24 protein-coding genes (1 of these 24 running past the window's edge) are annotated in these 23102 nt (G+C 59.7%); 14 read left to right on the top strand and 10 right to left on the bottom strand.

Features of this window, described 5'->3' with window-relative positions:
* Positions 1-66: 66 nt before the first annotated feature.
* From PFLQ2_RS24500 to trpE, 6 genes are all read left to right on the top strand, one after another.
* Positions 67-1314: an ABC transporter permease gene (locus PFLQ2_RS24500; protein WP_003177706.1), complete on the top strand. Its 1248-nt coding sequence runs from the start codon at positions 67-69 to the stop codon at positions 1312-1314.
* 12 nt (positions 1315-1326) lie between these two features.
* Positions 1327-2151 (top strand): ABC transporter permease, encoded by an 825-nt coding sequence (locus PFLQ2_RS24495; protein WP_003177707.1) that lies wholly within the window; start codon positions 1327-1329, stop codon positions 2149-2151.
* Between the two features lie 203 nt (positions 2152-2354).
* Positions 2355-3503 (top strand): iron-containing alcohol dehydrogenase, encoded by a 1149-nt coding sequence (locus PFLQ2_RS24490; protein WP_003177708.1) that lies wholly within the window; start codon positions 2355-2357, stop codon positions 3501-3503.
* Between the two features lie 78 nt (positions 3504-3581).
* Positions 3582-4256 (top strand): ribulose-phosphate 3-epimerase, encoded by a 675-nt coding sequence (gene rpe / locus PFLQ2_RS24485; protein WP_003177709.1) that lies wholly within the window; start codon positions 3582-3584, stop codon positions 4254-4256.
* The gene (locus PFLQ2_RS24480; RefSeq protein ID WP_003177710.1) at positions 4253-5071 is read left to right on the top strand and encodes a phosphoglycolate phosphatase; all 819 of its coding nucleotides are present in this window, start codon (positions 4253-4255) and stop codon (positions 5069-5071) included. The genes rpe and PFLQ2_RS24480 overlap by 4 nt, the downstream gene beginning before the upstream one ends.
* A gap of 70 nt (positions 5072-5141) precedes the next feature.
* Positions 5142-6623: an anthranilate synthase component I gene (gene trpE, locus PFLQ2_RS24475; RefSeq protein WP_003177711.1), complete on the top strand. Its 1482-nt coding sequence runs from the start codon at positions 5142-5144 to the stop codon at positions 6621-6623.
* A gap of 73 nt (positions 6624-6696) precedes the next feature.
* Here the strand turns inward: trpE and estP are convergent, their stop codons facing one another.
* Entirely contained in the window at positions 6697-8604 is a 1908-nt protein-coding gene (gene estP / locus PFLQ2_RS24470; RefSeq protein WP_003177712.1) for an esterase EstP, read from the bottom strand.
* A 412-nt stretch (positions 8605-9016) separates the two neighbouring features.
* Here estP and PFLQ2_RS24465 point away from each other — a divergent pair, with 412 nt between their 5' ends.
* The 4 genes from PFLQ2_RS24465 to PFLQ2_RS24450 are packed head-to-tail and all read left to right on the top strand — an operon-like array spanning position 9017 to position 12209.
* On the top strand, positions 9017-9610 hold the full coding sequence (locus tag PFLQ2_RS24465; RefSeq protein ID WP_003177714.1) for an aminodeoxychorismate/anthranilate synthase component II: 594 nt from the start codon (positions 9017-9019) through the stop codon (positions 9608-9610).
* Positions 9611-9620: 10 nt separating this feature from the next.
* A complete protein-coding gene (gene trpD, locus PFLQ2_RS24460) occupies positions 9621-10670 on the top strand; it encodes an anthranilate phosphoribosyltransferase (protein ID WP_003177715.1) in 1050 nt (349 codons plus the stop codon).
* Positions 10667-11503: an indole-3-glycerol phosphate synthase TrpC gene (gene trpC / locus PFLQ2_RS24455; RefSeq protein WP_003177716.1), complete on the top strand. Its 837-nt coding sequence runs from the start codon at positions 10667-10669 to the stop codon at positions 11501-11503. Before trpD ends, trpC begins: the two co-directional genes overlap by 4 nt.
* Before the next feature lie 4 nt (positions 11504-11507).
* Complete coding sequence (locus PFLQ2_RS24450; protein ID WP_003177717.1) at positions 11508-12209, top strand: lipoate--protein ligase family protein; 702 nt, start codon at positions 11508-11510, stop codon at positions 12207-12209.
* Here the strand turns inward: PFLQ2_RS24450 and crp are convergent.
* Positions 12206-12850, bottom strand: coding sequence for a cAMP-activated global transcriptional regulator CRP (gene crp, locus PFLQ2_RS24445; RefSeq protein WP_003177718.1), 645 nt, complete (start codon positions 12848-12850; stop codon positions 12206-12208). The two genes, PFLQ2_RS24450 and crp, sit on opposite strands and share 4 nt — an antisense overlap.
* A gap of 233 nt (positions 12851-13083) precedes the next feature.
* On the opposite strand from crp, the gene PFLQ2_RS24440 reads away from it, so the two are divergent.
* Positions 13084-13506: an OsmC family protein gene (locus PFLQ2_RS24440; RefSeq protein ID WP_003177719.1), complete on the top strand. Its 423-nt coding sequence runs from the start codon at positions 13084-13086 to the stop codon at positions 13504-13506.
* Between the two features lie 109 nt (positions 13507-13615).
* On the opposite strand, the gene coq7 is transcribed toward PFLQ2_RS24440, so the two are convergent.
* From coq7 to hemJ, 6 genes are all read right to left on the bottom strand, one after another.
* A complete protein-coding gene (coq7, locus tag PFLQ2_RS24435) occupies positions 13616-14263 on the bottom strand; it encodes a 2-polyprenyl-3-methyl-6-methoxy-1,4-benzoquinone monooxygenase (RefSeq protein ID WP_003177720.1) in 648 nt (215 codons plus the stop codon).
* Between the two features lie 75 nt (positions 14264-14338).
* Entirely contained in the window at positions 14339-14677 is a 339-nt protein-coding gene (locus PFLQ2_RS24430) for a histidine triad nucleotide-binding protein (protein ID WP_003177721.1), read from the bottom strand.
* An 84-nt stretch (positions 14678-14761) separates the two neighbouring features.
* Positions 14762-15550 (bottom strand): SDR family NAD(P)-dependent oxidoreductase, encoded by a 789-nt coding sequence (locus tag PFLQ2_RS24425; RefSeq protein ID WP_003177722.1) that lies wholly within the window; start codon positions 15548-15550, stop codon positions 14762-14764.
* A 62-nt stretch (positions 15551-15612) separates the two neighbouring features.
* Positions 15613-16590 carry a DUF805 domain-containing protein gene (locus tag PFLQ2_RS24420; protein WP_003177723.1) on the bottom strand — a complete coding sequence of 326 codons (978 nt, stop codon included), beginning with the start codon at positions 16588-16590 and terminating at the stop codon, positions 15613-15615.
* Positions 16591-16636: 46 nt separating this feature from the next.
* Positions 16637-17605, bottom strand: coding sequence for an NAD(P)H-dependent flavin oxidoreductase (locus tag PFLQ2_RS24415; protein ID WP_003177724.1), 969 nt, complete (start codon positions 17603-17605; stop codon positions 16637-16639).
* A gap of 33 nt (positions 17606-17638) precedes the next feature.
* Positions 17639-18070 (bottom strand): protoporphyrinogen oxidase HemJ, encoded by a 432-nt coding sequence (hemJ, locus tag PFLQ2_RS24410; protein ID WP_003177725.1) that lies wholly within the window; start codon positions 18068-18070, stop codon positions 17639-17641.
* Positions 18071-18204: 134 nt separating this feature from the next.
* Here hemJ and argC point away from each other — a divergent pair, with 134 nt between their 5' ends.
* On the top strand, positions 18205-19239 hold the full coding sequence (argC, locus tag PFLQ2_RS24405) for an N-acetyl-gamma-glutamyl-phosphate reductase (protein WP_003177726.1): 1035 nt from the start codon (positions 18205-18207) through the stop codon (positions 19237-19239).
* Between the two features lie 154 nt (positions 19240-19393).
* The gene (erpA, locus tag PFLQ2_RS24400) at positions 19394-19744 is read left to right on the top strand and encodes an iron-sulfur cluster insertion protein ErpA (RefSeq protein WP_003177727.1); all 351 of its coding nucleotides are present in this window, start codon (positions 19394-19396) and stop codon (positions 19742-19744) included.
* Positions 19745-19810: 66 nt separating this feature from the next.
* Here the strand turns inward: erpA and PFLQ2_RS24395 are convergent, their stop codons facing one another.
* Both PFLQ2_RS24395 and PFLQ2_RS24390 read right to left on the bottom strand, forming a co-directional pair.
* Positions 19811-20902, bottom strand: coding sequence for an anhydro-N-acetylmuramic acid kinase (locus PFLQ2_RS24395; RefSeq protein WP_003177728.1), 1092 nt, complete (start codon positions 20900-20902; stop codon positions 19811-19813).
* A 3-nt stretch (positions 20903-20905) separates the two neighbouring features.
* Entirely contained in the window at positions 20906-22321 is a 1416-nt protein-coding gene (locus PFLQ2_RS24390; protein WP_003177729.1) for a peptidoglycan DD-metalloendopeptidase family protein, read from the bottom strand.
* Positions 22322-22531: 210 nt separating this feature from the next.
* Here PFLQ2_RS24390 and tyrS point away from each other — a divergent pair, with 210 nt between their 5' ends.
* Positions 22532-23102: the 5' end (the start) of a tyrosine--tRNA ligase gene (gene tyrS, locus PFLQ2_RS24385; RefSeq protein WP_003177731.1), read on the top strand. It continues 629 nt past the right edge of the window; 571 of the gene's 1200 nt are visible here — the first part of the coding sequence; its start codon is at positions 22532-22534; its stop codon lies beyond the right edge, outside the window.

Raw genomic sequence — 23102 nt, forward strand, 5'->3', positions numbered from 1 at the left:
GCGATTTCAACAGAACAGAGGCGGCCCGCCGCCCCTGTAACGATCAAAAGATTTGCGGAGTTCGCCATGGCCATCGCCGTTCCACTGAACGCAGGCACCAGCCCCACCCTGAAGCAGCGGCTCAAGCGCGCCGAGCGGGTCAACCGCTGGAAGGCCCAGGCCTTGATTGCGCCGCTGGTGCTGTTTCTGTTGCTGGTGTTTCTGGTGCCGATCGTGGCGCTGTTGTTCAAAAGCGTCAGCAACCCGGAAGTCGTGGGCGCCATGCCGCGCACCGTAGCGGCCGTCGCAGCATGGGACGGACGCGGATTGCCCGGCGAACCGGTGTACAAGGCCGCCAGTGAAGACCTGGCCGAAGCTCGCAAGAATCAGACCCTCGGCGACTTGTCCAAGCGCCTGAACATGGAGCTGGCCGGCTATCGCAGCCTGTTGACCAAGACCGCTCGGGCGTTGCCGTTTGCCACTGAGCCGGCCTCCTATAAAGAAGCACTGGAAAACCTCGACGAGCGCTGGGGCGACCCCGCGTATTGGCAGGTGATCCGTCGTAATACCAGCAACGTCACCCCTTATTACCTGCTGGCGGCCGTCGATCACCGCGTCGACGACCTCGGCGAACTGGCCCCGGCCACGCCGGACCAAGCCATCTACCTCGACATCTTTACCCGTACTTTCTGGATGGGCCTGGTGATCACTGCGATCTGCCTGGTGCTGGCCTATCCGCTGGCCTATCTGTTGGCGAACCTGCCATCACGCCAGAGCAACCTGCTGATGATCCTGGTACTGCTGCCGTTCTGGACTTCGATCCTGGTACGAGTCGCGGCGTGGATCGTGCTGCTGCAATCGGGTGGCCTGATCAACAGCGCCCTGATGGCCATGGGAATCATCGATAAACCGTTGGAGCTGGTGTTCAACCGCACCGGTGTCTACATCTCCATGGTGCACATCCTGTTGCCGTTCATGATCTTGCCGATCTACAGCGTGATGAAGGGCATTTCGCCCACCTACATGCGTGCGGCGATTTCCCTGGGCTGCCATCCGTTCGCCAGTTTCTGGCGGGTATATTTCCCGCAGACCTACGCCGGTGTCGGCGCCGGCTGCCTGTTGGTGTTCATCCTCGCTATCGGCTATTACATCACGCCGGCGCTGCTGGGCAGCCCGAACGACCAGATGGTCAGCTATTTCGTGGCGTTCTACACCAACACCAGCATCAACTGGGGCATGGCCACAGCACTCGGCGGGCTGCTCCTGCTGGCGACCGTCGTGCTTTACCTGATTTACAACCGACTGGTAGGCGCCAGTCGCCTGCGCCTGAGCTAAGGGGAGATCAAAATGTTGAGTCCTTATATGTCTCCCATCGAACGGGTGTGGTTCTACAGCTTGCGCACACTCTGCGGGCTGATCCTGTTGTTCCTGATCCTGCCGGTGCTGGTGATTATTCCGCTGTCGTTCAACTCCGGTAGTTTCCTGGTGTACCCGCTGCAAGGCTTTTCGTTGCAGTGGTACCACGATTTCTTCGCCTCGGCCGAATGGATGCGAGCGTTGAAGAACAGCATTGTCGTGGCCCCGGCGGCGACCTTGCTGGCGATGGTCTTCGGTACGCTGGCGGCTATTGGCCTGACCCGCGGCGATTTCCCGGGCAAGGCGCTGGTAATGGCCCTGGTGATTTCGCCCATGGTGGTGCCGGTGGTGATCATCGGTGTCGCCAGCTATCTGTTTTTCGCGCCGTTGGGCATGGGCAACAGCTTCCTTTCGCTGATCGTGGTTCACGCGGTGCTGGGCGTGCCGTTCGTCATCATCACGGTGTCGGCGACCTTGCAGGGGTTCAACCACAACCTGGTCCGGGCCGCTGCCAGCCTTGGTGCTTCGCCATTGACGGCGTTCCGTCGGGTGACCCTGCCATTGATTGCCCCGGGCGTAATCTCCGGAGCGCTGTTTGCCTTCGCGACGTCGTTCGACGAAGTGGTGGTAACGCTGTTCCTGGCCGGCCCCGAGCAAGCAACCCTGCCACGGCAGATGTTCAGCGGCATCCGTGAAAACCTCAGCCCTACCATTGCCGCTGCGGCGACGCTGCTGATCGCCTTTTCGGTGATTCTGCTGCTGACCCTGGAGTGGTTGCGTGGGCGCAGTGAGAAGTTGCGCACTGCCCAGGTATAACGTCTTACATGGCTCCAGTGTGGGAGCGGGCTTGCTCGCGAATGCGGTGTGCCAGTCGACACAAATGTTGAATGTGCCGCCGTATTCGCGAGCAAGCCCGCTCCCACAATGGGTTTGCGGCGTATTCATAAGCCGAATAGCAGACAACCCCCAATACCGAGCTATCCTTGTGCCAGCCCATACTCGAATAAGAGGCCGCGCACATGAGTCTTTCCTCATTCAAGATCGCCCACAAACTGATTACCGGCGCCGCTGCCATCGAACAACTGGCGGCCGAGCTGACACGGCTTGACGTCGATAACCCGCTGATCGTGACCGACGCCGCGCTGGTCAAGTCCGGCACCGTCGAGCTGGCCTTGCAGCATCTGGGCGGGCGCGACTACGAAATTTTCGACCGGGTCATGCCCGACCCGGAAATCGCCATCGTCGAGGACTGCATGCAGGCCTACCGCGACGGTGGCCATGACGGCCTGATCGGCCTGGGCGGCGGCAGTGCCATCGACATCGCCAAATGCGTAGGCGTCTACGCCGGGTACCACGGCGAGCTGCAGGACATGTTCGGTGTCGATCAAGTACCGCGCAAAGGCGCGCCCATGATTGCCATCCCCACCACCGCCGGGACCGGTTCGGAAGTCACCAACGTGGCGATACTTTCCGACAAGGCCGCACAGCTGAAAAAAGGCATCGTCAGTGATTACCTACTGCCGGACGTGGCGTTGGTCAGCCCACAAATGACCCTTACATGCCCTCGCGGCGTGACGGCTTCCAGTGGTGTCGACGCGTTGGTGCATGCCATCGAGGCCTACCTGTCACTCAACGCATCGCCCATCACCGATGCCCTGGCCATCGGCGCGATCAAACTGATCACCCGCGCACTGCCCAAGGCCTATGCCAACCCCGCCCACCTGCAAGCCCGCGAAGACATGGCCACTGCCAGCCTGATGGCCGGCATGGCGTTCGGCAATGCCGGGGTTGGAGCGGTGCATGCGCTGGCGTATCCGTTGGGTGGGCGCTTTCACGTGTCCCATGGCGTCGCCAATGCCTTGTTGCTGCCGTATGTCATGGCATGGAACAAGCTCGCCTGCGTCGAGCGCATGCGCGAGATCGCCGAGGCCATGGGCATCAAGACCGCCCATTTGAGCGACCTTGAAGCCGCGGACGAAGCCGTGGAAGCCATGATCGCGCTGTGTGCCGCCGTGGAAATCCCCAAAGGCTTGAGTGGCCTGGGCGTGACCGCGGACGTAATCCCCTCGATGGCCGTGGAGGCCGCCGGGATCGAGCGGCTGATGCGCAACAACCCGCGCAAGCTGAGCGCCGGCGACATCGAGAAGATCTACCGCGCAGCGTATTGATCGACAGTCACGGTGTGCGCGCCAAATCTTGAGGTATACAATGCGCGCCATCGTGATTCCGCTCAAAACAGGTGCGTCATGCAGCCCTTCGCTATTGCTCCGTCGATTCTCTCCGCCGACTTTGCCCGCCTGGGCGAAGAAGTGGACAACGTTCTGGCCGCCGGGGCCGACATCGTGCACTTCGACGTCATGGACAACCATTACGTGCCCAACCTGACCATCGGTCCGATGGTTTGCGCGGCGCTGCGCAAGTACGGCATCACTGCGCCGATCGACGCGCACCTGATGGTCAGCCCGGTGGATCGGATCGTGGGTGACTTCATCGAAGCCGGCGCCACCTACATCACCTTCCACCCCGAAGCGACGCTGCACGTTGATCGCTCCTTGCAATTGATCCGCGAGGGCGGCTGCAAGGCCGGCCTGGTGTTCAACCCGGCAACGCCCCTGGACGTGCTCAAGTACGTGATGGACAAGGTCGATATGATCCTGCTCATGAGCGTCAACCCTGGCTTCGGCGGACAGAAATTCATCCCTGGCACCCTCGACAAGCTGCGCGAAGCCCGTGCGCTGATCGATGCCTCGGGGCGTGATATCCGCCTGGAAATCGACGGCGGCGTGAACGTGGGCAATATCCGTGAGATCGCTGCGGCCGGCGCCGACACCTTTGTGGCCGGCTCGGCGATCTTCAATGCGCCGGACTACCAAGAGGTGATTGAAAAGATGCGCACCGAACTGGCCCTGGCGCGTCCATGAGCGGCTTCGAGCAGCTGTTCCCCGGCAGCCTGCCGCGCCTGGTGATGTTCGACCTCGATGGCACGCTGGTCGATTCGGTCCCGGACCTCGCGGCCGCCGTGGACAATATGCTGCTCAAGCTCGGCCGCCCGCCCGCCGGCATCGATGCGGTGCGCCAGTGGGTCGGCAATGGCGCGCCCATGCTGGTGCGCCGGGCCCTGGCCAACCACATCGATGCCAACGGTGTGGATGATGCCGAGGCTGAGCGGGCGCTGGAGCTGTTCAACGAAGCCTATGAAGGCAACCATGAGCTGACCGTGGTCTATCCCGGTGTGCGCTCCACACTCAAATGGCTGAAAAAACAAGGCGTGGAAATGGCCTTGATCACCAACAAACCGGAGCGCTTCGTCGCGCCGTTGCTGGATGAGATGAAAATCGGTCGTTATTTCCGCTGGATCATCGGCGGCGACACCCTGCCACAAAAAAAGCCCGACCCGGCGGCGCTGTTCTTCGTGATGAAAATGGCCAACATCCCGGCCTCGCAATCGTTATTCGTCGGCGACTCGCGCAGCGATGTGCTGGCGGCGAAAGCGGCGGGGGTCAAGTGTGTGGCGCTGAGTTACGGCTACAACCATGGCCGGCCCATCGCCGAAGAGTTTCCTACGCTGGTGATCGACGATTTGCGCCTGCTAATTCCCAGTTGCCTGGACCCGGCCGCTGAGATAACGTTGCCCGACGCTGTTCAATCCTCTTCTGGAAACGCCATCGTGGTGGTCACTCGCAAACTCTGGATGAAAGTCATGAAGGCCCTGGCCCGCTGGCGTTGGCGCGCCTGACCTGATCCAGGCCGGTTATCCGGCGCGTTTGCATACCTGACTGTCAGCTCCTCATGCCACGAGGCACCCCATGATCCGTGAAGAATTCCTGCGCCTAGCCGCTGCCGGCTACAACCGCATCCCGCTTGCCTGCGAAACCCTGGCCGACTTCGATACGCCGCTGTCGATCTACCTCAAGCTGGCCGACGAGCCCAATTCCTATCTGCTCGAGTCGGTGCAGGGCGGTGAGAAATGGGGCCGTTATTCCATCATCGGCTTGCCGTGCCGCACCGTATTGCGGGTCCATGACCATCGCATCAGCGTGACCCACGACGGCGTCGAGATCGAAAGCCTCGAAGTCGAAGACCCGTTGGCCTTCGTTGAAACCTTCAAGGCCCGCTACAACGTGCCGACCATTCCCGGCTTGCCGCGTTTCAATGGTGGCTTGGTGGGGTACTTCGGCTACGACTGCGTGCGCTACGTGGAGAAACGCCTGGGTGCCTGTCCGAACCCCGATCCACTCGGCGTGCCGGACATCTTGCTGATGGTTTCCGACGCCGTGGTGGTCTTCGACAACCTCGCTGGCAAGATGCACGCCATCGTCCTGGCCGACCCGTCCCGGGAAGATGCCTACGAGCAAGGTCAGAAAAGTCTGCAGGCACTCCTGGAAAAGCTCCGTCAGCCAATTACCCCGCGCCCAGGCCTGGATTTCAGCAAGCAGTCGGCGGCCGATCCGGTGTTCCGCTCAAGTTTCACCCAGGGCGACTACGAAAAAGCCGTCGATACCATCAAGGAATACATCCTGGCTGGCGATTGCATGCAGGTCGTGCCGTCGCAGCGCATGTCCATCGACTTCAAGGCTGCGCCCATCGATCTTTATCGGGCGCTGCGCTGCTTCAACCCAACGCCCTACATGTACTTCTTCAACTTCGGTGACTTCCATGTCGTGGGCAGTTCGCCGGAAGTGCTGGTGCGGGTCGAAGACAACCTGATTACCGTGCGACCGATTGCCGGTACCCGCCCGCGTGGCGCCACGGAAGAGGCGGATCGGGCGCTGGAGGAGGACCTGCTGTCGGACGACAAGGAAATCGCCGAGCACCTGATGCTGATCGACCTGGGCCGCAACGACACCGGGCGCGTCTCGGAAGTCGGTTCGGTGAAGCTCACCGAGAAGATGGTCATCGAGCGCTATTCCAACGTGATGCACATCGTCTCCAACGTCACCGGTCAATTGAAGGCCGGGCTGACGGCGATGGACGCCTTACGCGCGATCCTGCCGGCGGGCACGTTGTCTGGCGCGCCGAAAATTCGCGCGATGGAAATCATCGACGAACTGGAACCGGTCAAGCGTGGGGTATACGGCGGGGCGGTGGGTTACTTCGCCTGGAACGGCAACATGGACACTGCGATTGCTATCCGCACCGCCGTCATCAAGGACGGTGAACTGCATGTTCAGGCGGGTGGTGGCATTGTCGCCGACTCGGTGCCGGCACTGGAATGGGAAGAAACCCTGAACAAGCGCCGCGCGATGTTCCGCGCCGTGGCACTGGCCGAGCAGACCCCAAAAGACTGAAAGTCTTTCAACACACAACTATGGCAACTCGATCAGTGTGGGAGCGAGCTCGCTCCCACAGGGTTTTCCGCGATCAGAAATCCAGACTGACGCCCAGGCTGATGCCTTGCTGGGTCAGGTCATCATCCTTGCGCAAGGTATAACCGCCCCGCAGTGCCAGGTCGTTGGTCAGTTTGTGGCTGACCCCAACGCTCAAGCGGTTCAGGTGGCTCTGCGGTGTATAGCCCTCCAGGGTGAAGTCGTTGGCCGGCAGGCTGTTGAGGGCGATGTTCACCTTCTGCGTGTCGTCTTCGTACTCACGTTCGTGGGCATATTCGCCGAACACCTGGGTCTGGCGGGTGAAGTTGTATTTGCCTTGCAAGCCAATCCCCAGGCGCTTCGAATCGCGGGTCTGATCATCAAACGTCAGGGCTGTGGAGCGGCTGCTCTTTTCCGAATAGCCGTCGACTTCCACCTTCGCATAATCAGCGCTGATGAACGGTGACAGGTGCCACTCGCTGCCCGGCTGGGCAATGTCGTAGCCCACGCGGGTGCTGAACGCCCACAGGTGGCCATCGGTGTCGCCTTTCTCCTGCGCTTCGTTGACGCCCAGGTCGAATTTGCGCTCCAGGTTGTCGTAGTCGAGCTTGCCGCCGGTCAGTGCGGCGTCGGCCCACCAACGGTTTTGCTGGAATTGGGCGAATGCTGTCGCCAGGTAGCTGTTGAGTTTGTAGTTCGAATCGTTATGGCCGGCATCCATGTCCTGGCGGTAGAGCCCGGCGGCAACCCCCACGCGCCACGCCTCGTTGAGCCGATAGCTGCCGCCGATGTTCAGGCTGTAGCCGCTCCCGTCGGCGCTGGCACCGCTGCCTTGGCTGTCCATGTCCAGATGCTGGCCGCCGCCAGCGACAATGGCTCGCCATTGGCCGACTGCTTGCCAGTTCTCCCAATCCGATTGCCATTGGCTGCGCAATTCATCCTGGTGGGCCCGCAAGGTCGAGTGGGCCATTTCCGGCAGCAACGTCAGTTCCCAAGGCGCTGAAAGCAAGGAGTAGGCGTAGTCGGCGATCAGTTTTTGCCCGGCTTCGGTAGGGTGAACCGAGTCGTTGTAGATCAGTTTGCTAGGGTCAGGCGTGGCGCTGTTGATGCCATAGGTGGCGTTTTCCGTGCAGCCGTTGCCGCTGAAACAGGTGGCTGTGAGGTTCTCCCCGGTGGCGAGGCCGAACCGTGCCGGGTCGGCGAAGCTTTCTTGCAGCAGCAACGGAACGTTCAGTGGAATGACTTCGGCATCGATGCCTTGCAGTCGCGTGACGAGTTGCTGGTTGAACTGATTGCTGAGCTGCGAGACGGCGCCTTGCAATGGGGTGCCATTCAGCGCCGGCGTCAGGCCCAGGTCGGGCAGCAGCCAGACCATCACATAACGGGCGCCGGCGGTTTGCAGCACTTGAACGCTGTCGGCCAGGCGGTCTGCGGCGGCGGTCGCCTGTGCAGGGCTCAACACCAAGCCTTGGAGGAAGTCGTTACCGCCCCCGGAAATGTAATAGAGCGCATTCGGATCGGCGCGCAGGCCATTGGACTGCAGATAGCCGGGGCGACTGCGCTCGCCGGTATCGGACACGCCGGTAATCGATTCCAGGATCTGATCGGTACGATAACCACCCACCGCCCAGTTGTTGCCATCTGCCAGCCCCTCGCCGGCGCGCACCGCCGATGTGGAGGCGGCGGTCTCGTCGGCGGAATAACCCAGGCGCCCGCCGAGCAGTTGGGTGGAGTTGGCTGAGTAGCTCTCGCCGCTGCCGTCGAGATAGGACGGGCCGGTTCGATTGGTGAAGCGCTGCGTTGCCCCGGCGGGGCCGTTCGGGTCGGCGAACTGGCCGGCATCGTTGAGGCTGTCACCGAACACGATGAACTTGGAATAAGGGTTGGGCGCAGCGGTGGCCTGGGCACAGGCCATCGCGAGCAGACAGCTGGCAATCGGTACGAATAATGTCTGTTTGATCATGGGAAAGTCCGTTTTTATCTTATTTTTGTGGGGAAAACGAAACGACAGTACCAAAAACTTTCGGCCTTTTGCCATCTATCCGCCGTGACGCGATTGTTTCAAAGCCCTTCCGGGGTTGGTCATATTGCGTGCTCCGCCCAGCTAAGCTACTGTGCCGGGACGTATGAACGAGACTTCCCCTGTGTCGATTGTCAGCAAACTTCTGGATCAAATGATCAAGGCACACGCCCGCTGGCGTTGGCGCGCCTGACATTCTTCGCCGGCCCCGGCCGGACCTGTACCGATTTGCCTTCTTTACCCGCTTGGAAGCCGCTTCGCCGGGGCATCATCCGCCCTGCCAAGCGCAGCACCGTGCGGGTCACTCTCCGAAGGCTGTATTTAAAGTCAGTGAATTCAATAGGTTGCTTACGCCATGTTGCTGATGATCGATAACTACGACTCTTTTACCTATAACGTTGTGCAGTACCTCGGCGAGCTAGGCTCCGAGGTCAAGGTCGTGCGCAACGACGAGCTGACCATCGCTGAAATCGAAGCCCTCAAGCCCGAGCGCATTGTGGTCTCGCCCGGTCCTTGCACGCCGACAGAAGCGGGCATCTCCATCGAGGCCATCAGATATTTCGCCGGCAAGCTGCCGATTCTTGGCGTCTGCCTGGGGCACCAGTCGATCGGCCAGGCATTCGGTGGCGATGTGGTGCGTGCCCGGCAGGTCATGCACGGTAAGACTAGCCCGGTATTCCACGAGGACAAGGGGGTATTCGAAGGCCTCAATCATCCGCTGACCGTGACCCGCTATCACTCACTGATCGTCAAGCGCGAAACCTTGCCTGACTGCCTTGAGTTGACTGCCTGGACGCAGCTTGAAGACGGCTCGGTGGATGAAATCATGGGTTTGCGCCACAAGACCTTGAACATCGAGGGTGTGCAATTTCATCCCGAGTCTATTCTCACCGAGCAGGGCCACGAGCTGTTCGCCAACTTCCTCAAACAAACCGGCGGCATGCGCTAAGGACTTTCCAATGGATATCAAGACAGCCCTGAGCCGTATCGTCGGCCATCTCGACCTGAGCACCGACGAGATGCGCGACGTAATGCGCGAAATCATGACCGGACAATGCACGGACGCGCAGATCGGCGCGTTCATGATGGCCATGCGCATGAAAAGCGAGAGCATCGATGAAATCGTCGGCGCGGTCTCGGCCATGCGCGAACTGGCAGACAAAGTCGAGCTCAAGACCCTGGAGCGAGTCGTGGACGTGGTCGGCACTGGTGGGGACGGTGCCAATATCTTCAACGTCTCCACCGCGTCGTCATTTGTTGTCGCGGCGGCCGGCTGCACCGTTGCCAAGCATGGCAATCGCGCGGTCTCGGGCAAGAGTGGCAGTGCTGACTTGCTTGAAGCGGCCGGCATCTACCTGAACCTGACCCCGGTCCAAGTGGCGCGCTGCATTGATAACGTCGGCATCGGTTTCATGTTTGCCCAGACCCACCACAGCGCCATGAAGTACGCCGCCGCACCCCGTCGTGACCTGGGGCTGCGCACGCTGTTCAACATGCTCGGCCCGCTTACGAATCCGGCCGGCGTGAAACATCAGGTCGTCGGCGTGTTCAGCCAGGCGCTGTGCCGGCCATTGGCGCAAGTCCTGCAACGGCTGGGCAGCAAACATATCCTGGTGGTCCATTCGAAGGACGGGCTGGACGAATTCAGCCTGGCGGCGCCTACCTTCGTCGCCGAACTGAAAAATGATCAGATCAGCGAGTATTGGGTCGAACCTGAAGACTTGGGCATGAAGAGCCAGAGTTTGCACGGTCTGGCAGTCGATGGTCCGGCGCAATCGCTGGAGCTGATCCGCGACGCCCTGGGCCGGCGCAAGACCGAGAACGGCCAGAAAGCCGCTGAGATGATCGTCCTCAATGCCGGCGCTGCGTTGTACGCCGCCGACCATGCCAGCAGCCTCAAGCAAGGCGTGGAACTGGCGCATGATGCGTTGCACACTGGCCTGGCCCGGGAAAAGCTCGAAGAGTTGGGTGCATTTACCGCGGTATTCAAAGTGGAGAATGAAGGATGAGCGTGCCAACGGTTCTGGAAAACATTCTGGCTCGCAAGGCTGAGGAAGTGGCTGAACGCCGCGCTCGGGTCAGTCTGGCCGAGCTGGAAAACCTCGCGCGTTCAGCCGATGCACCGCGGGGTTTCGCCAAGGCGCTGATCGATCAGGCCAAGAAGAAACAGCCGGCGGTGATCGCCGAAATCAAAAAAGCCTCCCCGAGCAAGGGTGTGATTCGTGAACATTTCGTCCCGGCCGACATTGCCAAAAGCTACGAGAAGGGCGGCGCGACGTGCCTCTCGGTGCTGACCGATGTCGATTTTTTCCAGGGTGCCGACGAATACCTGAAGCAGGCGCGGGCAGCGTGCCGGCTTCCGGTGATCCGCAAGGATTTCATGATCGACCCTTATCAGATCGTCGAGGCGCGTGCGCTTGGCGCCGATTGCGTGCTGTTGATCGTGTCTGCCCTGGATGATGTGAAAATGGCCGAGCTGGCGGCAGTTGCCAAGGGCGTGGGACTGGATGTCCTGGTGGAGGTCCATGACGGCGACGAGTTGGAGCGGGCCCTGAAAACCCTCGACACCAAACTGGTGGGCGTAAACAACCGCAACCTGCACACCTTCGAAGTCAGCCTGGAAACCACCCTGGACTTGCTGCCGCGCATCCCTCGCGATCGCCTGGTCATCACTGAAAGCGGCATCCTCAACCGGGCCGATGTCGAGCTGATGGAAGTCAGCGATGTGTACTCGTTCCTGGTGGGCGAAGCGTTCATGCGGGCCGAGAGCCCGGGCACCGAATTGCAGCGCTTGTTCTTTCCCGAGCGTGGCCTTCCGGTCAGCGGTTCGACGCTGGACTGACTCAATGTCGCCAGCGATCTCCCTGACCGTCGAAGCCGGCCTGCAAGCTGAACAGGATCTCTTGGCCAGTATCTGCGCCGGCGATGCTGAGTTCGGCCTGTTGTTCTGGCAGCCCAACGATCGTGCGCTGGTCATGCCGCGCCGCTTGAGCCGCCTGCCGGGGTTCGAACACGCCTGTGAGATCTCGGCGGCGAACGGCTGGCCAGTGTTGCTGCGCGAAACCGGCGGCGAACCGGTGCCGCAATCGGCCGCCACCGTCAATATCGCCCTGGTCTATGCGCCCCCGCGCAGCGAGGGCGATCACGGCCGGATCGAAACCGCTTATCGTCGATTGTGCGACCCAATCTGCCAGTTGCTGGATGAATGGGGCGGCGTGGCTTCCCTCGGCGAGGTGGAGGGGGCTTTTTGCGACGGGCGATTCAACGTCAACCTCGATGGTCGGAAAATGGTCGGCACCGCTCAGCGCTGGCGCCAGAGCAAGGGCGGCCAACGTCCGGTAGGACTGGTTCATGGTGCGCTTCTATTGGATAACGAGCGCGAATCGATGGTCGCGGCGGTCAATCGCTTCAATGAGGCCTGTGGCCTGGAGCAGCGCGTGCGTGCCGAAAGTCACATTGCCTTGCACGAAAAATTCCCGGCGCCCCTCGCACTGGCGCGGCTCGAAGCGTTGTATCGGGCGCTGTTGGTCGCGCTGCCTGGCGTTTAGCGTGTCCCGAACACCACCATGGTCTTGCCTTTCACGTTGACCAGGTTGCGCTCTTCCAGATCCTTGAGTACCCGGCCGACCATCTCGCGGGAACAGCCGACAATCCGACCGATTTCCTGGCGAGTGACCTTGATCTGCATACCGTCCGGGTGAGTCATCGCATCGGGTTGCTTGCACAGTTCCAGCAGGCAGCGGGCGACACGCCCAGTCACGTCGAAGAATGCGAGGTCCCCAACCTTGCGCGTGGTATTGCGCAGGCGCTGTGCGATTTGTCCGCTGAGGACGTAAAGAATGTCCGGGTCTTGCAGGGACAATTCTCGAAATTTGGCGTAGCTGATTTCCGCCACTTCACATTCGATTTTCGTCCGCACCCAGGCGCTGCGCTGCTGTTCCTTGCCAGCTTGTTCGAACAACCCCAGTTCGCCGAAAAAATCTCCGGAATTGAGATAGGCGATGATCATTTCTCGGCCGTCATCGTCCTCGATCAAAATCGTGACAGACCCCTTGATAATGAAAAACAATGTATCGGAACGATCCCCCGCGCAAATGATGTTGTGCTTGGCTGGATAGCGACGGCGCTGACAATGCATCAACAGCTTGTCCAGGTTCTTGATCTTGAGCGTGGGAGTAATGGCAACCATGGTTGTGTCCCGAAAATTGCGCGCTGTGGTGGCTTGTTTTTGTGTGAAGTGATTGGCTATCAACAAAAAAGCTGGCAATAAGCCAGCGATTGGGTGCCAGCTTAACAGAGGCATCTCGAATTCATTTAAGAATTTACCTACGTTCAGACGGGCAGGTGTCCTACGGCAGGAGCTGTCATGCCGGAGTGCTGTGCTAAGCTGGCGACCCTTTTTTAAACAGTGGAGTCTTGGCGATGAAGGCACGCATCCAATGGGCTGGCGAAGCCATGTTCCTCGGTGAGTCAGGCAGTGGTCATGTGGTCGTCATGGACGGCCCGCCGGAGGCCGGTGGCAGGAACCTGGGTGTTCGGCCGATGGAAATGCTCCTGCTGGGCGTAGGGGGCTGCAGCAATTTCGACGTGGTCAGTATTCTCAAGAAGTCCCGCCAGGCCGTCGAAAGCTGTGAAGCGTTCCTCGAAGCGGAGCGCGCCACTGAAGATCCGAAAGTATTTACCAAGATCCACATGCACTTCGTTGTGAAGGGGCGATCCTTGAAGGAAGCCCAGGTCAAGCGAGCCATTGAATTGTCCGCTGAAAAGTACTGCTCGGCTTCAATCATGCTTGGCGCCGCCGGCGTCGAGATCACCCACGATTATGAAATCATCGAATTGGGCTGAGCTCCTCGTGAGCATGTCATGCTGACCTTCGGGCAATAAAAAGGCGACTCCGGTGGGTCGCCTTTTTATTGCCTTGAATTCGACCGTATCGCCGAAGACATCGCTGCCATCAGATCCGATACGTACTCTTTGTCATGACCTTGGCCAGCAGGCTCATGCCGAACTTCACGGGCGCCGGAAAGCGGAAACCGCCAGCATCGAGCGCGCTTTCGGCATGATGCTCCTCATCCACGCGCATCTGTTCCAGGATCGCCCGGGATTTTTCATCCTCGGCCGGCAATTGCTCCAAGTGTTCATTCAAATGCTTGCATACCTGGTGCTCGGTCGCGGCGACGAAGCCGAGGCTGACCTTGTCGCTGATCAGTCCAGCCACTGCCCCGATGCCAAATGACATGCCGTAGAACAGCGGATTGAGGACACTGGTGTGGCTGCCCAGTTGGCGAATGCGTTGTTCACACCAGACCAGATGATCGATTTCTTCCTCTGCGGCATGCTCCATCGCTTGACGCACTTTCGGCAGTTTCGCAGTCAGCGCCTGGCCTTGATACAAAGCCTGGGCACAAACCTCGCCGGTGTGGTTGATGCGCATCAGGCCCGCGACATGGCGAGTCTGTTCATCACTCATCTGCGCGTCCGGCTGTACGATAGCCGGCGATGGACGGTACGGCTGGCCACTGAAGGGCAGCAGCGTGCGCATCGCGGTATCGGCTTGCAGCAACAGGCGGTCAATCGGCGAGTAGTGACGTTGAGTAGTCATGCGTACCTCCGGGAAAAATCACGGCGGCCAGTTTAACCCAATCGGCCGCTGAAGATTTGCGTTGGATCAGGGCTTTCAACCCGGCGGCCAGTGCATCTGGCGCTGACCCAGCACATGCATATGGATGTGATACACCGTCTGCCCACCCAGTTCATTGCAATTCATCACTACGCGGAAACCTTCCTCGCAACCCAGTTCGAGTGCCAGGCGCTGGGCGGTGAACAGGATGTGCCCGGCCAGCCCTTTGTCGTCTTCGGTCAGGTCATTGAGCGTGCGGATCGGTTTCTTGGGAATGACCAGGAAGTGCACGGGCGCCTGTGGGGCGATGTCGTGGAAGGCCAGGACTTGGTCATCCTCGTAGATGATCTTGGCCGGGATCTCCCGGTTGATGATCTTGGTAAACAGAGTATCCACAGCTGTTTTCTCCGTTGGCGTTGGGTAAGTCGAGGTCGAGTGTAACGGAGGCTCGGTCGCGAGCCTGGATTTTCAGCGAGGGTATCAGCGCGGGCAATAGGTTTTGTTGACCATGCCGGCGATGCTGCGCACCAGCCATCGCGAGCCGAATCGTGGCAGCGCGGCCAGCCAGCGGTTGCGCCGTCCGGGAATGATGATGGCGCGGTTGCGCTCCAGCGCACGTACGGTAAACAACGCAACTTCCTCCGGGCTCATCAGTCGTTTGCTGGCGTTGAGTTTTGTTTCGTCCATCTGTGCCCTGGCGAAAAAACCGGTGCGGGTCGGGCCAGGGCAAAGCACCGAGACCTTGATCGCGCATTTCTTCAATTCAACCCGCAGGGCTTCGGAGAAATGCAGCACATAGGCTTTGCTGGCGTGATAAGTGCTCATCCATGGCCCGGGTTGGAATGCGGCAATGGACGCAACGTTGAGGATCTGGCCGCCGCCATGCAATGCCATGCTGTTGCCTACCGCGTGGCAAAGACGGGTCAGGGCGAGGATGTTGACCTCGATCAGGTCCTGCTCGGTCATCCAGTCCTGCCCCAGGAACGGGCCGCTGGTACCGATGCCGGCGCAGTTGACCAGCAGGTCGATTTGCCGCTCGCCTTCCTCCAACTCCAGGATAAATCCTGAAAGTCGCAGCGGCTCCCCCAGGTCGCAGGCCCGGAATAGCACCTCTACGCCAAATCGTTGGGTCAGCTCGATTGCAATGCTTTCCAGCCGATCACGCTGTCGAGCCACCAATAAAAGGTTACGGCCGCGCCGCGCCAGCGCTTCGGCCATGGCCAGGCCGATGCCGCTGGAAGCGCCAGTGATCAGAGCGTAACGGGTCATGCACTTCTCCATCGCAACAGCCCGCCGCCAGTGGGTGGGGCTGCCACCGGCACGAAGCGCGCTTATTGTTCCTCTTCGGATTCTACAGAAGGTGAGGCTGCTTCCGCTGCTTGCGCTGCAGCTTCTGCCGCGTCTTCGGCAGGTTCGGCAGCGGTCTCATCACTGCTTTCATACTCGCTCGACTGGCTGCTTTCATAGCTGCCCAGGGAATTGCCATATTCCTCGCCGATACCGCTGAACGCGCCAGCCACCGCACCGACGATAATCAATACGATCAAGACGACCCACAGTGACGACAACACCTTGACCGCAGTACTGTTCGGCGGCGGCGGAGGGCCGTAGCGATTCGCACCGGCGTTGCCAGGCATGCACAGAAGGACGATCGGGAACAGGCCGCCCACGAAGGGCACCAGATTAAGCAGCCACAACCACCCGGACCAGCCGACATCGTGCAGGCGCTGGACGTTGAATTGCAGGCTTGCAAACGCAAAGGCGAGCATGATGGCGACCCCGACCACCCCGCCAACGATCATTGCCGCTATCGAGTTGGAAACGAGTAGCCAGGATAGGCTGAACCAAAAGGCAATACCGATGACCGGCATCATCGCCAGCGTCAGCACCATGGTCCAGGCCAGGAATCGCAACCGCCCGATACGCCCATCGAAGCTGAACGGCTTGAGCGTGGCATAGCCGGCCACCGCTTCGCCGACATCCGCCCGAGGTGGGGCGTAAGGGGAGACCGGGTCGACAATCGGATCAGGCCGATGGTGAGTTTCATGAACTTCGCCAAGATTCAACTCAAGCGAAGGCTGGGCCTCGATTCGAGCATCGATCCCGCTTTTGTTGAGCGCTTCGAGGTATTTCTGTGCTTCGCCCTGGGACAGGTCGCTCTTGAGGGCCACCTTGCGCCCGCTGAACAGTCGTTCTATGGCGCTGACATCGCTCTTGAACAGCTCGGCGAGGTTGAGCTTGGCGGTCGTGGTGTCGACGCCAGGCATCAAGGCTCCGTCGAATATTATGTTGAAACGGGTTTCGCTCATGCCCGGCATCCTTGTCTCTAAAATTAAGTATTGGTTTTGATTGTGCTCAGCGCGGCCACTGCCCGCCGAGCTGTGCCGCCCGGGCTTGCGCCTGGCGGTATTCCTTATCCAGGCGTGCCACCAGTTGGTCGACGCTCGGCAAATCATTGATCTCACAGACGCCCTGACCTGCCGACCACACGGTTTTCCAGGCCTTGGCTTCGTCGTTCAGCGGTTTGAGTTTCGAGCCGAAATCCACCGCGCCTTTGTCTTGCAAGGCGGCCAAGTCGAAACCGGCGTTTTCCAGGCTCTGGCGCATGAAACTGGCTGGCACTCCGGACACAGCGGGAGTATGCACGATGTCTGCCGCTCTTGATGTGAGCAACATCTCTTTATAAGCGTCTGGGGCGTGGCTTTCGCTCGTCGCGATGAAACGGGTCCCCAAATAGGCCAGGTCCGCACCGAGCAGTTGCGCGGCCAGAATCTGATGGCCGTGGTTGAGGCATCCCGCCAGCAGCAACGTCTTGTCGAAGAACTGCCGGATCTCGGCAATCAGCGAGAAAGGACTCCAGGTCCCGGCATGCCCGCCCGCGCCGGCAGCAACGGCGATCAAACCATCGACACCGGCTTCGGCGGCTTTCTCGGCGTGACGGCGTGTGGTGACGTCATGGAATACCAGGCCGCCGTAACCGTGGACCGCGTCCACCAGTTCCTTCACCGCGCCCAGGCTCGTGATGACGATCGGCACCTTATGTTCGATGCAGATGGCCAGGTCGGCCTGAAGGCGCGGATTGCTGTGATGAACGATCAGGTTCACGGCGTAGGGCGCCGGGTTTTCCAGGGTCGCCAGGCCTGCCTCGATTTCCTCCAGCCAAGCCTTGAAGCCGCTGCTTTCGCGCTGGTTCAATGCCGGGAAGCTACCGACGATGCCGTTACGACAGCAGGCCAGTACCAGTTGTGGATTGGAGATCAGGAACATCGGTGCCGCCACGACGGGCAGGCGCAAGCGTTGTTCGAGCAGAGCGGGTAGCGACATGGAAGTACCCCGGTTAGATAGGCTGATTGGAAGTTAGAACGGCCGAACCACGACCAGAATTACGATAGCCAGCAATATCAGAACCGGCACTTCATTGAACCAGCGATAAAAGACATGGCTGCGGGTGTTTTCGCCACGGGCGAAGCGCTTCACCTGGGCGCCGCACATATGGTGATAGCCGATCAGCAGCACGACCAGGGTCAGCTTGGCATGCATCCAGCCACCTTGGGTGAAGTAAGCGCCGGCGTTCAGGCTGAGCAACCCGATGCCGAACACCAGGGTCGCGATCATCGCCGGGCCCATGATGCCGCGATACAACTTGCGCTCCATGACGCTGAAACGCTCCTGGCTGACGCTGTCTTCGCTTTGGGCGTGATAGACAAACAGGCGCGGCAAGTAGAACAGGCCGGCAAACCAGCAGACCATGCTGACAATATGAAGTGCTTTGAGCCACAGATAGAGCATTTTTGGTTATCCCCAGGTTCACGGTAGCCCGATAGTAGAGGTTAGAGCGTCCGCACGTCACCTTGGCGGTTGTCGCCGCGCCGCGTGGCCCCTATCATCGACGGCTTTCCAGTGGGTTCGTTGAGGGCAGGTTTATGGTCAAGGTCGGTATCGTCGGCGGCACGGGTTACACCGGTGTCGAACTGCTGCGTCTGTTGGCACAGCATCCGCAAGCTGAGGTGGTGGTCATTACCTCCCGATCCGAGGCTGGCCTGGCTGTCGCCGACCTGTATCCGAACCTGCGAGGCCATTACGACGGCCTGGCATTCAGTGTTCCGGATATCAAGACCCTTGGCGCCTGCGATGTGGTGTTCTTCGCCACTCCCCACGGTGTTGCCCATGCGCTGGCAGGTGAGCTGCTGGCTGCCGGGACCAAGGTCATCGACCTGTCGGCGGACTTCCGCCTGCAAGACGCGGATGAATGGGCCAAGTGGTACGGTCAGCCTCATGGCGCGCCGGACCTGCTCGACGAGGCGGTCTACGGGTTGCCGGAAGTCAACCGGGAGAAAATCAAGCAGGCGCGGCTGATCGCGGTGCCGGGTTGTTATCCGACGGCTACACAGCTGGGGTTCCTGCCGCTGCTCGAGGCCGGTCTTGCCGATACCTCGCGTTTGATTGCTGACTGCAAGTCCGGTGTCAGTGGCGCTGGGCGCGGTGCCAGTGTCGGTTCGCTGTATTCCGAAACGTCGGAAAGCATGAAGGCGTATGCGGTAAAAGGTCACCGCCACTTGCCGGAAATTCGCCAGGGTTTGCGTCGTGCAGCGGGCAAGGACGTCGGCCTGACGTTCGTGCCGCACCTGACGCCGATGATTCGCGGCATCCACTCCACCCTTTACGCAACCGTCGCCGATCGTTCGGTGGACCTGCAGGCACTGTTCGAAAAGCGCTACGCCAACGAACCGTTCGTCGACGTAATGCCGGCCGGCAGCCATCCGGAAACCCGGAGCGTACGCGGTGCCAACGTTTGCCGGATCGCCGTGCACCGTCCTCAGGATGGTGATCTGGTGGTGGTGTTGTCAGTCATCGATAACCTGGTCAAAGGTGCGTCCGGCCAGGCAGTGCAGAACCTGAACATTCTGTTCGGACTGGATGAACGCCTGGGTCTGGCCCATGCCGGGATGCTGCCTTAACAGCAGTCAAAAGCGGCAAGCTTTAAGCTACAAGCTTGCCGCTCTTAACTTGTAGCTTGCCGCTGCTCCTCAAATAGTTGACCAATTTTGTAGGAGAAGCGGATAATGCCGCCATCACGCATTATGACGGCGTAAGCGCCGGGAGATATTCAGCATGAGCGTCGAAACCTTCACCCCCACGGCTTTGCAATTCACCCACGGTGCCGCGCACAAGGTGAAGAGCCTGGTCGATGAAGAGGGCAATGATCGTTTGAAGCTGCGCGTATTCGTTACGGGCGGCGGTTGTTCGGGTTTCCAGTACGGTTTCACTTTCGATGAAGAAGTGGCCGAAGACGACACCATCGTCGAGCGCGAAGGGGTCAGTCTGGTGGTCGATCCCATGAGCTTCCAGTACTTGGCGGGTGCCGAGGTGGACTATCAGGAAGGGCTCGAAGGATCGCGTTTCGTGATCAAGAATCCTAACGCCACCACCACGTGTGGGTGCGGTTCCTCGTTCTCGATCTGATCGCTTCAGTAAAAATGCCGCAGGGTCTTATGGTCCTGCGGCATTTTTTTGTCCCGGATAAATGATTCAGGCGGGGTAGATGGCGCCGAGTATGCGCAACCCTCGGGCGCCAGTGACACTTGGACGGTTTGCAGGGATGCCCTCAAGGCAGCAATGGGCGAGCCAGGCGAAGGCCATGGCCTCTACCCAATCCGGATCTACACCATACACAGCTGTGCTGCTGACTTTGGTGTTCGGTAGCAAAGCGGCCAGGCGTGTCATGAATGCCTGGTTGTGGGCACCGCCACCACACACCAGTAATTCCCGCGTATCTGCCTGTGCATGCTGGAGTGATTCGACGATGGTCTGGGCTGTCAGCTCGAGCAACGTGGCCTGTACATCCTCAGGGGCGAAGGCAGGCAAGTGCGATAGATGCTGCTTGAGCCAAGGTAAATTGAATACTTCTCGTCCTGTGCTTTTCGGACCTTTGGTGACGAAGAAGGGGTCGCTGAGCAGCGCCTTGAGCAAAACCGGTTCGACCTTACCGCTGGCGGCCCATTGACCGTCGCGATCAAAATCCTCGCCCCGTTGTAGATGTATCCAGGCATCGAGCAATACGTTGCCTGGGCCACAATCGAAGCCGGCAACAGGTTTTCCAGGTTCTATCAGGCTGAGATTGCTGAAGCCGCCGACATTCAGTACTGCTCGATTGCCGACTTGCTCTTCGAACAATGCTTCATGAAACGCCGGAACCAGAGGCGCGCCTTGCCCTCCGGCGGCGACATCGCGACTGCGGAAGTCGCTGACGACGGTAATGTCGGTCAATTCGCTCAAAAGCGCAGGGTTGCCGATCTGTACGGTAAACCCGCGGGCTGGTTCGTGACGAATGGTCTGCCCATGGCTGCCGATCGCCCTTACATCCTCTGGCTTGAGCGTCTGTTGCGTGAGCAGGGTATGTATGCCCTGCGCCGCCAGCTTCACCCAGTTTTGCTGGGCGAGAGCCGAACGAGCGATTTCATCGGGCCCGCTGCTGCACAAACCGAGCAGTTCTGCGCGCAGGGAAGCGGGCATGGGGATGTAGTGCGTGGCGATCAGGTTGATCGCCGGTGCGAGTTCAATCAGGGCGATATCCAGGCCATCCAGGCTTGTCCCGGACATCACGCCGATATAAAGCGCCATGGCTTAGCGCTTGCTCGAAGCCAGCATGGTGGCTTTCTCTTGGTCCATGCGAGCCATAAGTGGTTGGCTTTGGGCGAGGAAGCGAGCGCGCTCGGATTTAGCTATCGGGTCGGCCATTGGCAGCTTTTGACCAAGCGGGTCGACGTGAACACCGTTGACTTGGAATTCATAGTGCAAGTGCGGGCCGGTGGACAGGCCGGTAGTGCCGATATACCCGATGACCTGCCCCTGCTTGACGGTTCCGCCAGTCGTCACGCCCTTGGCGAAGCCCTGCATGTGGCCGTAAAGCGTGCGGTAGGTATTGCCGTGCTGGATGATCACGGTGTTGCCATAGCCGCCACGGCGTCCGGCCAACAATACTTTGCCGTCGCCGGCGGCCTTGATCGGAGTGCCACGGGGCGCGGCGTAGTCGACGCCTTTATGGGCGCGGATCTTGTTCAGGATCGGATGTTTGCGGCCTGCGGAGAACTTCGAGCTGATGCGGGCGAAGTCAACCGGTGTACGGATGAATGCCTTGCGCATGCTGTTGCCATCGGCGGTGTAGTAGCTGCTGTTGCCCTGCTTGTTGGTATAGCGAACCGCAGTGTAGGTCTTGCCGCGGTTGGTGAAACGTGCGGAAAGGATCGGACCGTTGCCAACGCTCTTTCCGTTGACCACTTTCTGTTCGTAGATGATATCGAACTCGTCGCCCTGGCGAATATCCTGGGCGAAGTCGATGTCGTAGCCAAACACGCTGGCCATGTCCATAGTCAAGCTATGGGACAGGCCAGCGCGAGCAGCCGACTGCGACAGAGAGCTATTGATGACGCCATGAACATAGGCCGAGCGAACCGTGGGCTTGGCGGTGACGCGGTTGAACACATAACCCTTGTCGTTCTTGGTCAGGGTAATGCTTTCCAGGTCGCTCAGCTTGGTGTGCAGGTTGTTCAGCTGGCCGTCTGGATTGAGTTCGAATTCAAGTTTCTGGCCACGTTGCAGCTGAGTGAACTGTTTGGCTTGCTTGTCGCTGGCAAGGATTTCGTGGACCAAAGTCGAAGGCAGGCCAACCTTTTCAAATAGGGTGGAAAGCGTGTCGCCCTTGGCAACTATCACTTCGCGATGGTCCGGTCCTTTCTTTTCTTCTGCGGCAGGCGGCGTTACCTGAGCAGCCTGGGCAGTGTCTTCCGGGCTGTTTTCAATCTGTGCAAAGGGGGAGGCGGCCGGTTCGTTTGTGGCTTGAACGGTTTCGGCAGCGTCTTGTTCTTGTGTCAGTTGTTCAGCAGGGCTTTCCAGTTCAAGACTCAGAGTCGTCTTTTTTGCTTCAACGTCGCTGGAAGGGAATACCAGGAGCGCCAGGCTAAGGAGGGCTGCGATGCCACTTGCTGCGAGCAGGTGGGTCTTCGGGTAAAGCGGCGGCGCTTTAGACGGTTCAATGGTCATAAGTAATTTGGCTTTTGAAAAAATGAATTGGAAAAGATGAATGACATGATGAAGATGAAATAACTGTATAAAATATAACCAAAACCCCTGCGAAGCAAGCCCGCGGACGCTCTGTCCGTGGATTGGCGTCCGCGCGCCGGGCAAACCTTGTATTTGGTGCGCGATCTTGTATGGTTGGGGCCCTTTGAATCTGAGCCTTGCGGGTCTGTTATGAAGTCGGTTGAAGAGCAGCTAGCGCTGATCAAACGTGGTGCGGAAGAACTGTTGGTCGAGTCCGAGCTGGTCGAAAAGCTCAAGCGCGGGCAGCCGCTGCGTATCAAGGCAGGTTTCGACCCGACTGCGCCCGATCTGCACTTGGGGCATACCGTGCTTATTAATAAGCTGCGCCAGTTCCAGGATCTGGGGCATCAGGTTATCTTTCTTATCGGTGATTTCACCGGAATGATCGGTGACCCGAGTGGCAAGAGTGCTACCCGTCCACCGTTGACCCGTGAACAGGTTCTCGATAACGCCGAGACCTATAAGACTCAAGTCTTCAAGATTCTTGATCCGGCCAAGACCGAGGTGGCGTTTAACTCCACTTGGATGGATCAAATGGGGCCAGCGGATTTCATTCGTCTGACTTCCCAGTACACCGTGGCTCGCATGCTCGAGCGCGATGACTTCGACAAGCGCTATAAAACCAATCAACCGATTGCCATTCATGAGTTCCTCTATCCGCTGGTGCAGGGGTATGACTCGGTAGCCTTGCGGGCGGATGTCGAGCTCGGCGGTACCGACC

Origin of the sequence: Pseudomonas fluorescens Q2-87, from assembly GCF_000281895.1 — a bacterium.
Lineage (GTDB): Bacteria > Pseudomonadota > Gammaproteobacteria > Pseudomonadales > Pseudomonadaceae > Aquipseudomonas > Aquipseudomonas fluorescens_S.

Bases quoted from the DNA above. Each gene is read 5' to 3' on its own strand.
- PFLQ2_RS24500 (WP_003177706.1), top strand. From the start codon at position 67: ATGGCCATCGCCGTTCCACTGAACGCAGGCACCAGCCCCACCCTGAAG.
- PFLQ2_RS24495 (WP_003177707.1), top strand. From the start codon at position 1,327: ATGTTGAGTCCTTATATGTCTCCCATCGAACGGGTGTGGTTCTACAGC.
- PFLQ2_RS24490 (WP_003177708.1), top strand. From the start codon at position 2,355: ATGAGTCTTTCCTCATTCAAGATCGCCCACAAACTGATTACCGGCGCC.
- rpe (WP_003177709.1), top strand. From the start codon at position 3,582: ATGCAGCCCTTCGCTATTGCTCCGTCGATTCTCTCCGCCGACTTTGCC.
- PFLQ2_RS24480 (WP_003177710.1), top strand. From the start codon at position 4,253: ATGAGCGGCTTCGAGCAGCTGTTCCCCGGCAGCCTGCCGCGCCTGGTG.
- trpE (WP_003177711.1), top strand. From the start codon at position 5,142: ATGATCCGTGAAGAATTCCTGCGCCTAGCCGCTGCCGGCTACAACCGC.
- estP (WP_003177712.1), bottom strand. From the start codon at position 8,604: ATGATCAAACAGACATTATTCGTACCGATTGCCAGCTGTCTGCTCGCG.
- PFLQ2_RS24465 (WP_003177714.1), top strand. From the start codon at position 9,017: ATGTTGCTGATGATCGATAACTACGACTCTTTTACCTATAACGTTGTG.
- trpD (WP_003177715.1), top strand. From the start codon at position 9,621: ATGGATATCAAGACAGCCCTGAGCCGTATCGTCGGCCATCTCGACCTG.
- trpC (WP_003177716.1), top strand. From the start codon at position 10,667: ATGAGCGTGCCAACGGTTCTGGAAAACATTCTGGCTCGCAAGGCTGAG.
- PFLQ2_RS24450 (WP_003177717.1), top strand. From the start codon at position 11,508: ATGTCGCCAGCGATCTCCCTGACCGTCGAAGCCGGCCTGCAAGCTGAA.
- crp (WP_003177718.1), bottom strand. From the start codon at position 12,850: ATGGTTGCCATTACTCCCACGCTCAAGATCAAGAACCTGGACAAGCTG.
- PFLQ2_RS24440 (WP_003177719.1), top strand. From the start codon at position 13,084: ATGAAGGCACGCATCCAATGGGCTGGCGAAGCCATGTTCCTCGGTGAG.
- coq7 (WP_003177720.1), bottom strand. From the start codon at position 14,263: ATGACTACTCAACGTCACTACTCGCCGATTGACCGCCTGTTGCTGCAA.
- PFLQ2_RS24425 (WP_003177722.1), bottom strand. From the start codon at position 15,550: ATGACCCGTTACGCTCTGATCACTGGCGCTTCCAGCGGCATCGGCCTG.
- PFLQ2_RS24420 (WP_003177723.1), bottom strand. From the start codon at position 16,590: ATGAGCGAAACCCGTTTCAACATAATATTCGACGGAGCCTTGATGCCT.
- PFLQ2_RS24415 (WP_003177724.1), bottom strand. From the start codon at position 17,605: ATGTCGCTACCCGCTCTGCTCGAACAACGCTTGCGCCTGCCCGTCGTG.
- hemJ (WP_003177725.1), bottom strand. From the start codon at position 18,070: ATGCTCTATCTGTGGCTCAAAGCACTTCATATTGTCAGCATGGTCTGC.
- argC (WP_003177726.1), top strand. From the start codon at position 18,205: ATGGTCAAGGTCGGTATCGTCGGCGGCACGGGTTACACCGGTGTCGAA.
- erpA (WP_003177727.1), top strand. From the start codon at position 19,394: ATGAGCGTCGAAACCTTCACCCCCACGGCTTTGCAATTCACCCACGGT.
- PFLQ2_RS24395 (WP_003177728.1), bottom strand. From the start codon at position 20,902: ATGGCGCTTTATATCGGCGTGATGTCCGGGACAAGCCTGGATGGCCTG.
- PFLQ2_RS24390 (WP_003177729.1), bottom strand. From the start codon at position 22,321: ATGACCATTGAACCGTCTAAAGCGCCGCCGCTTTACCCGAAGACCCAC.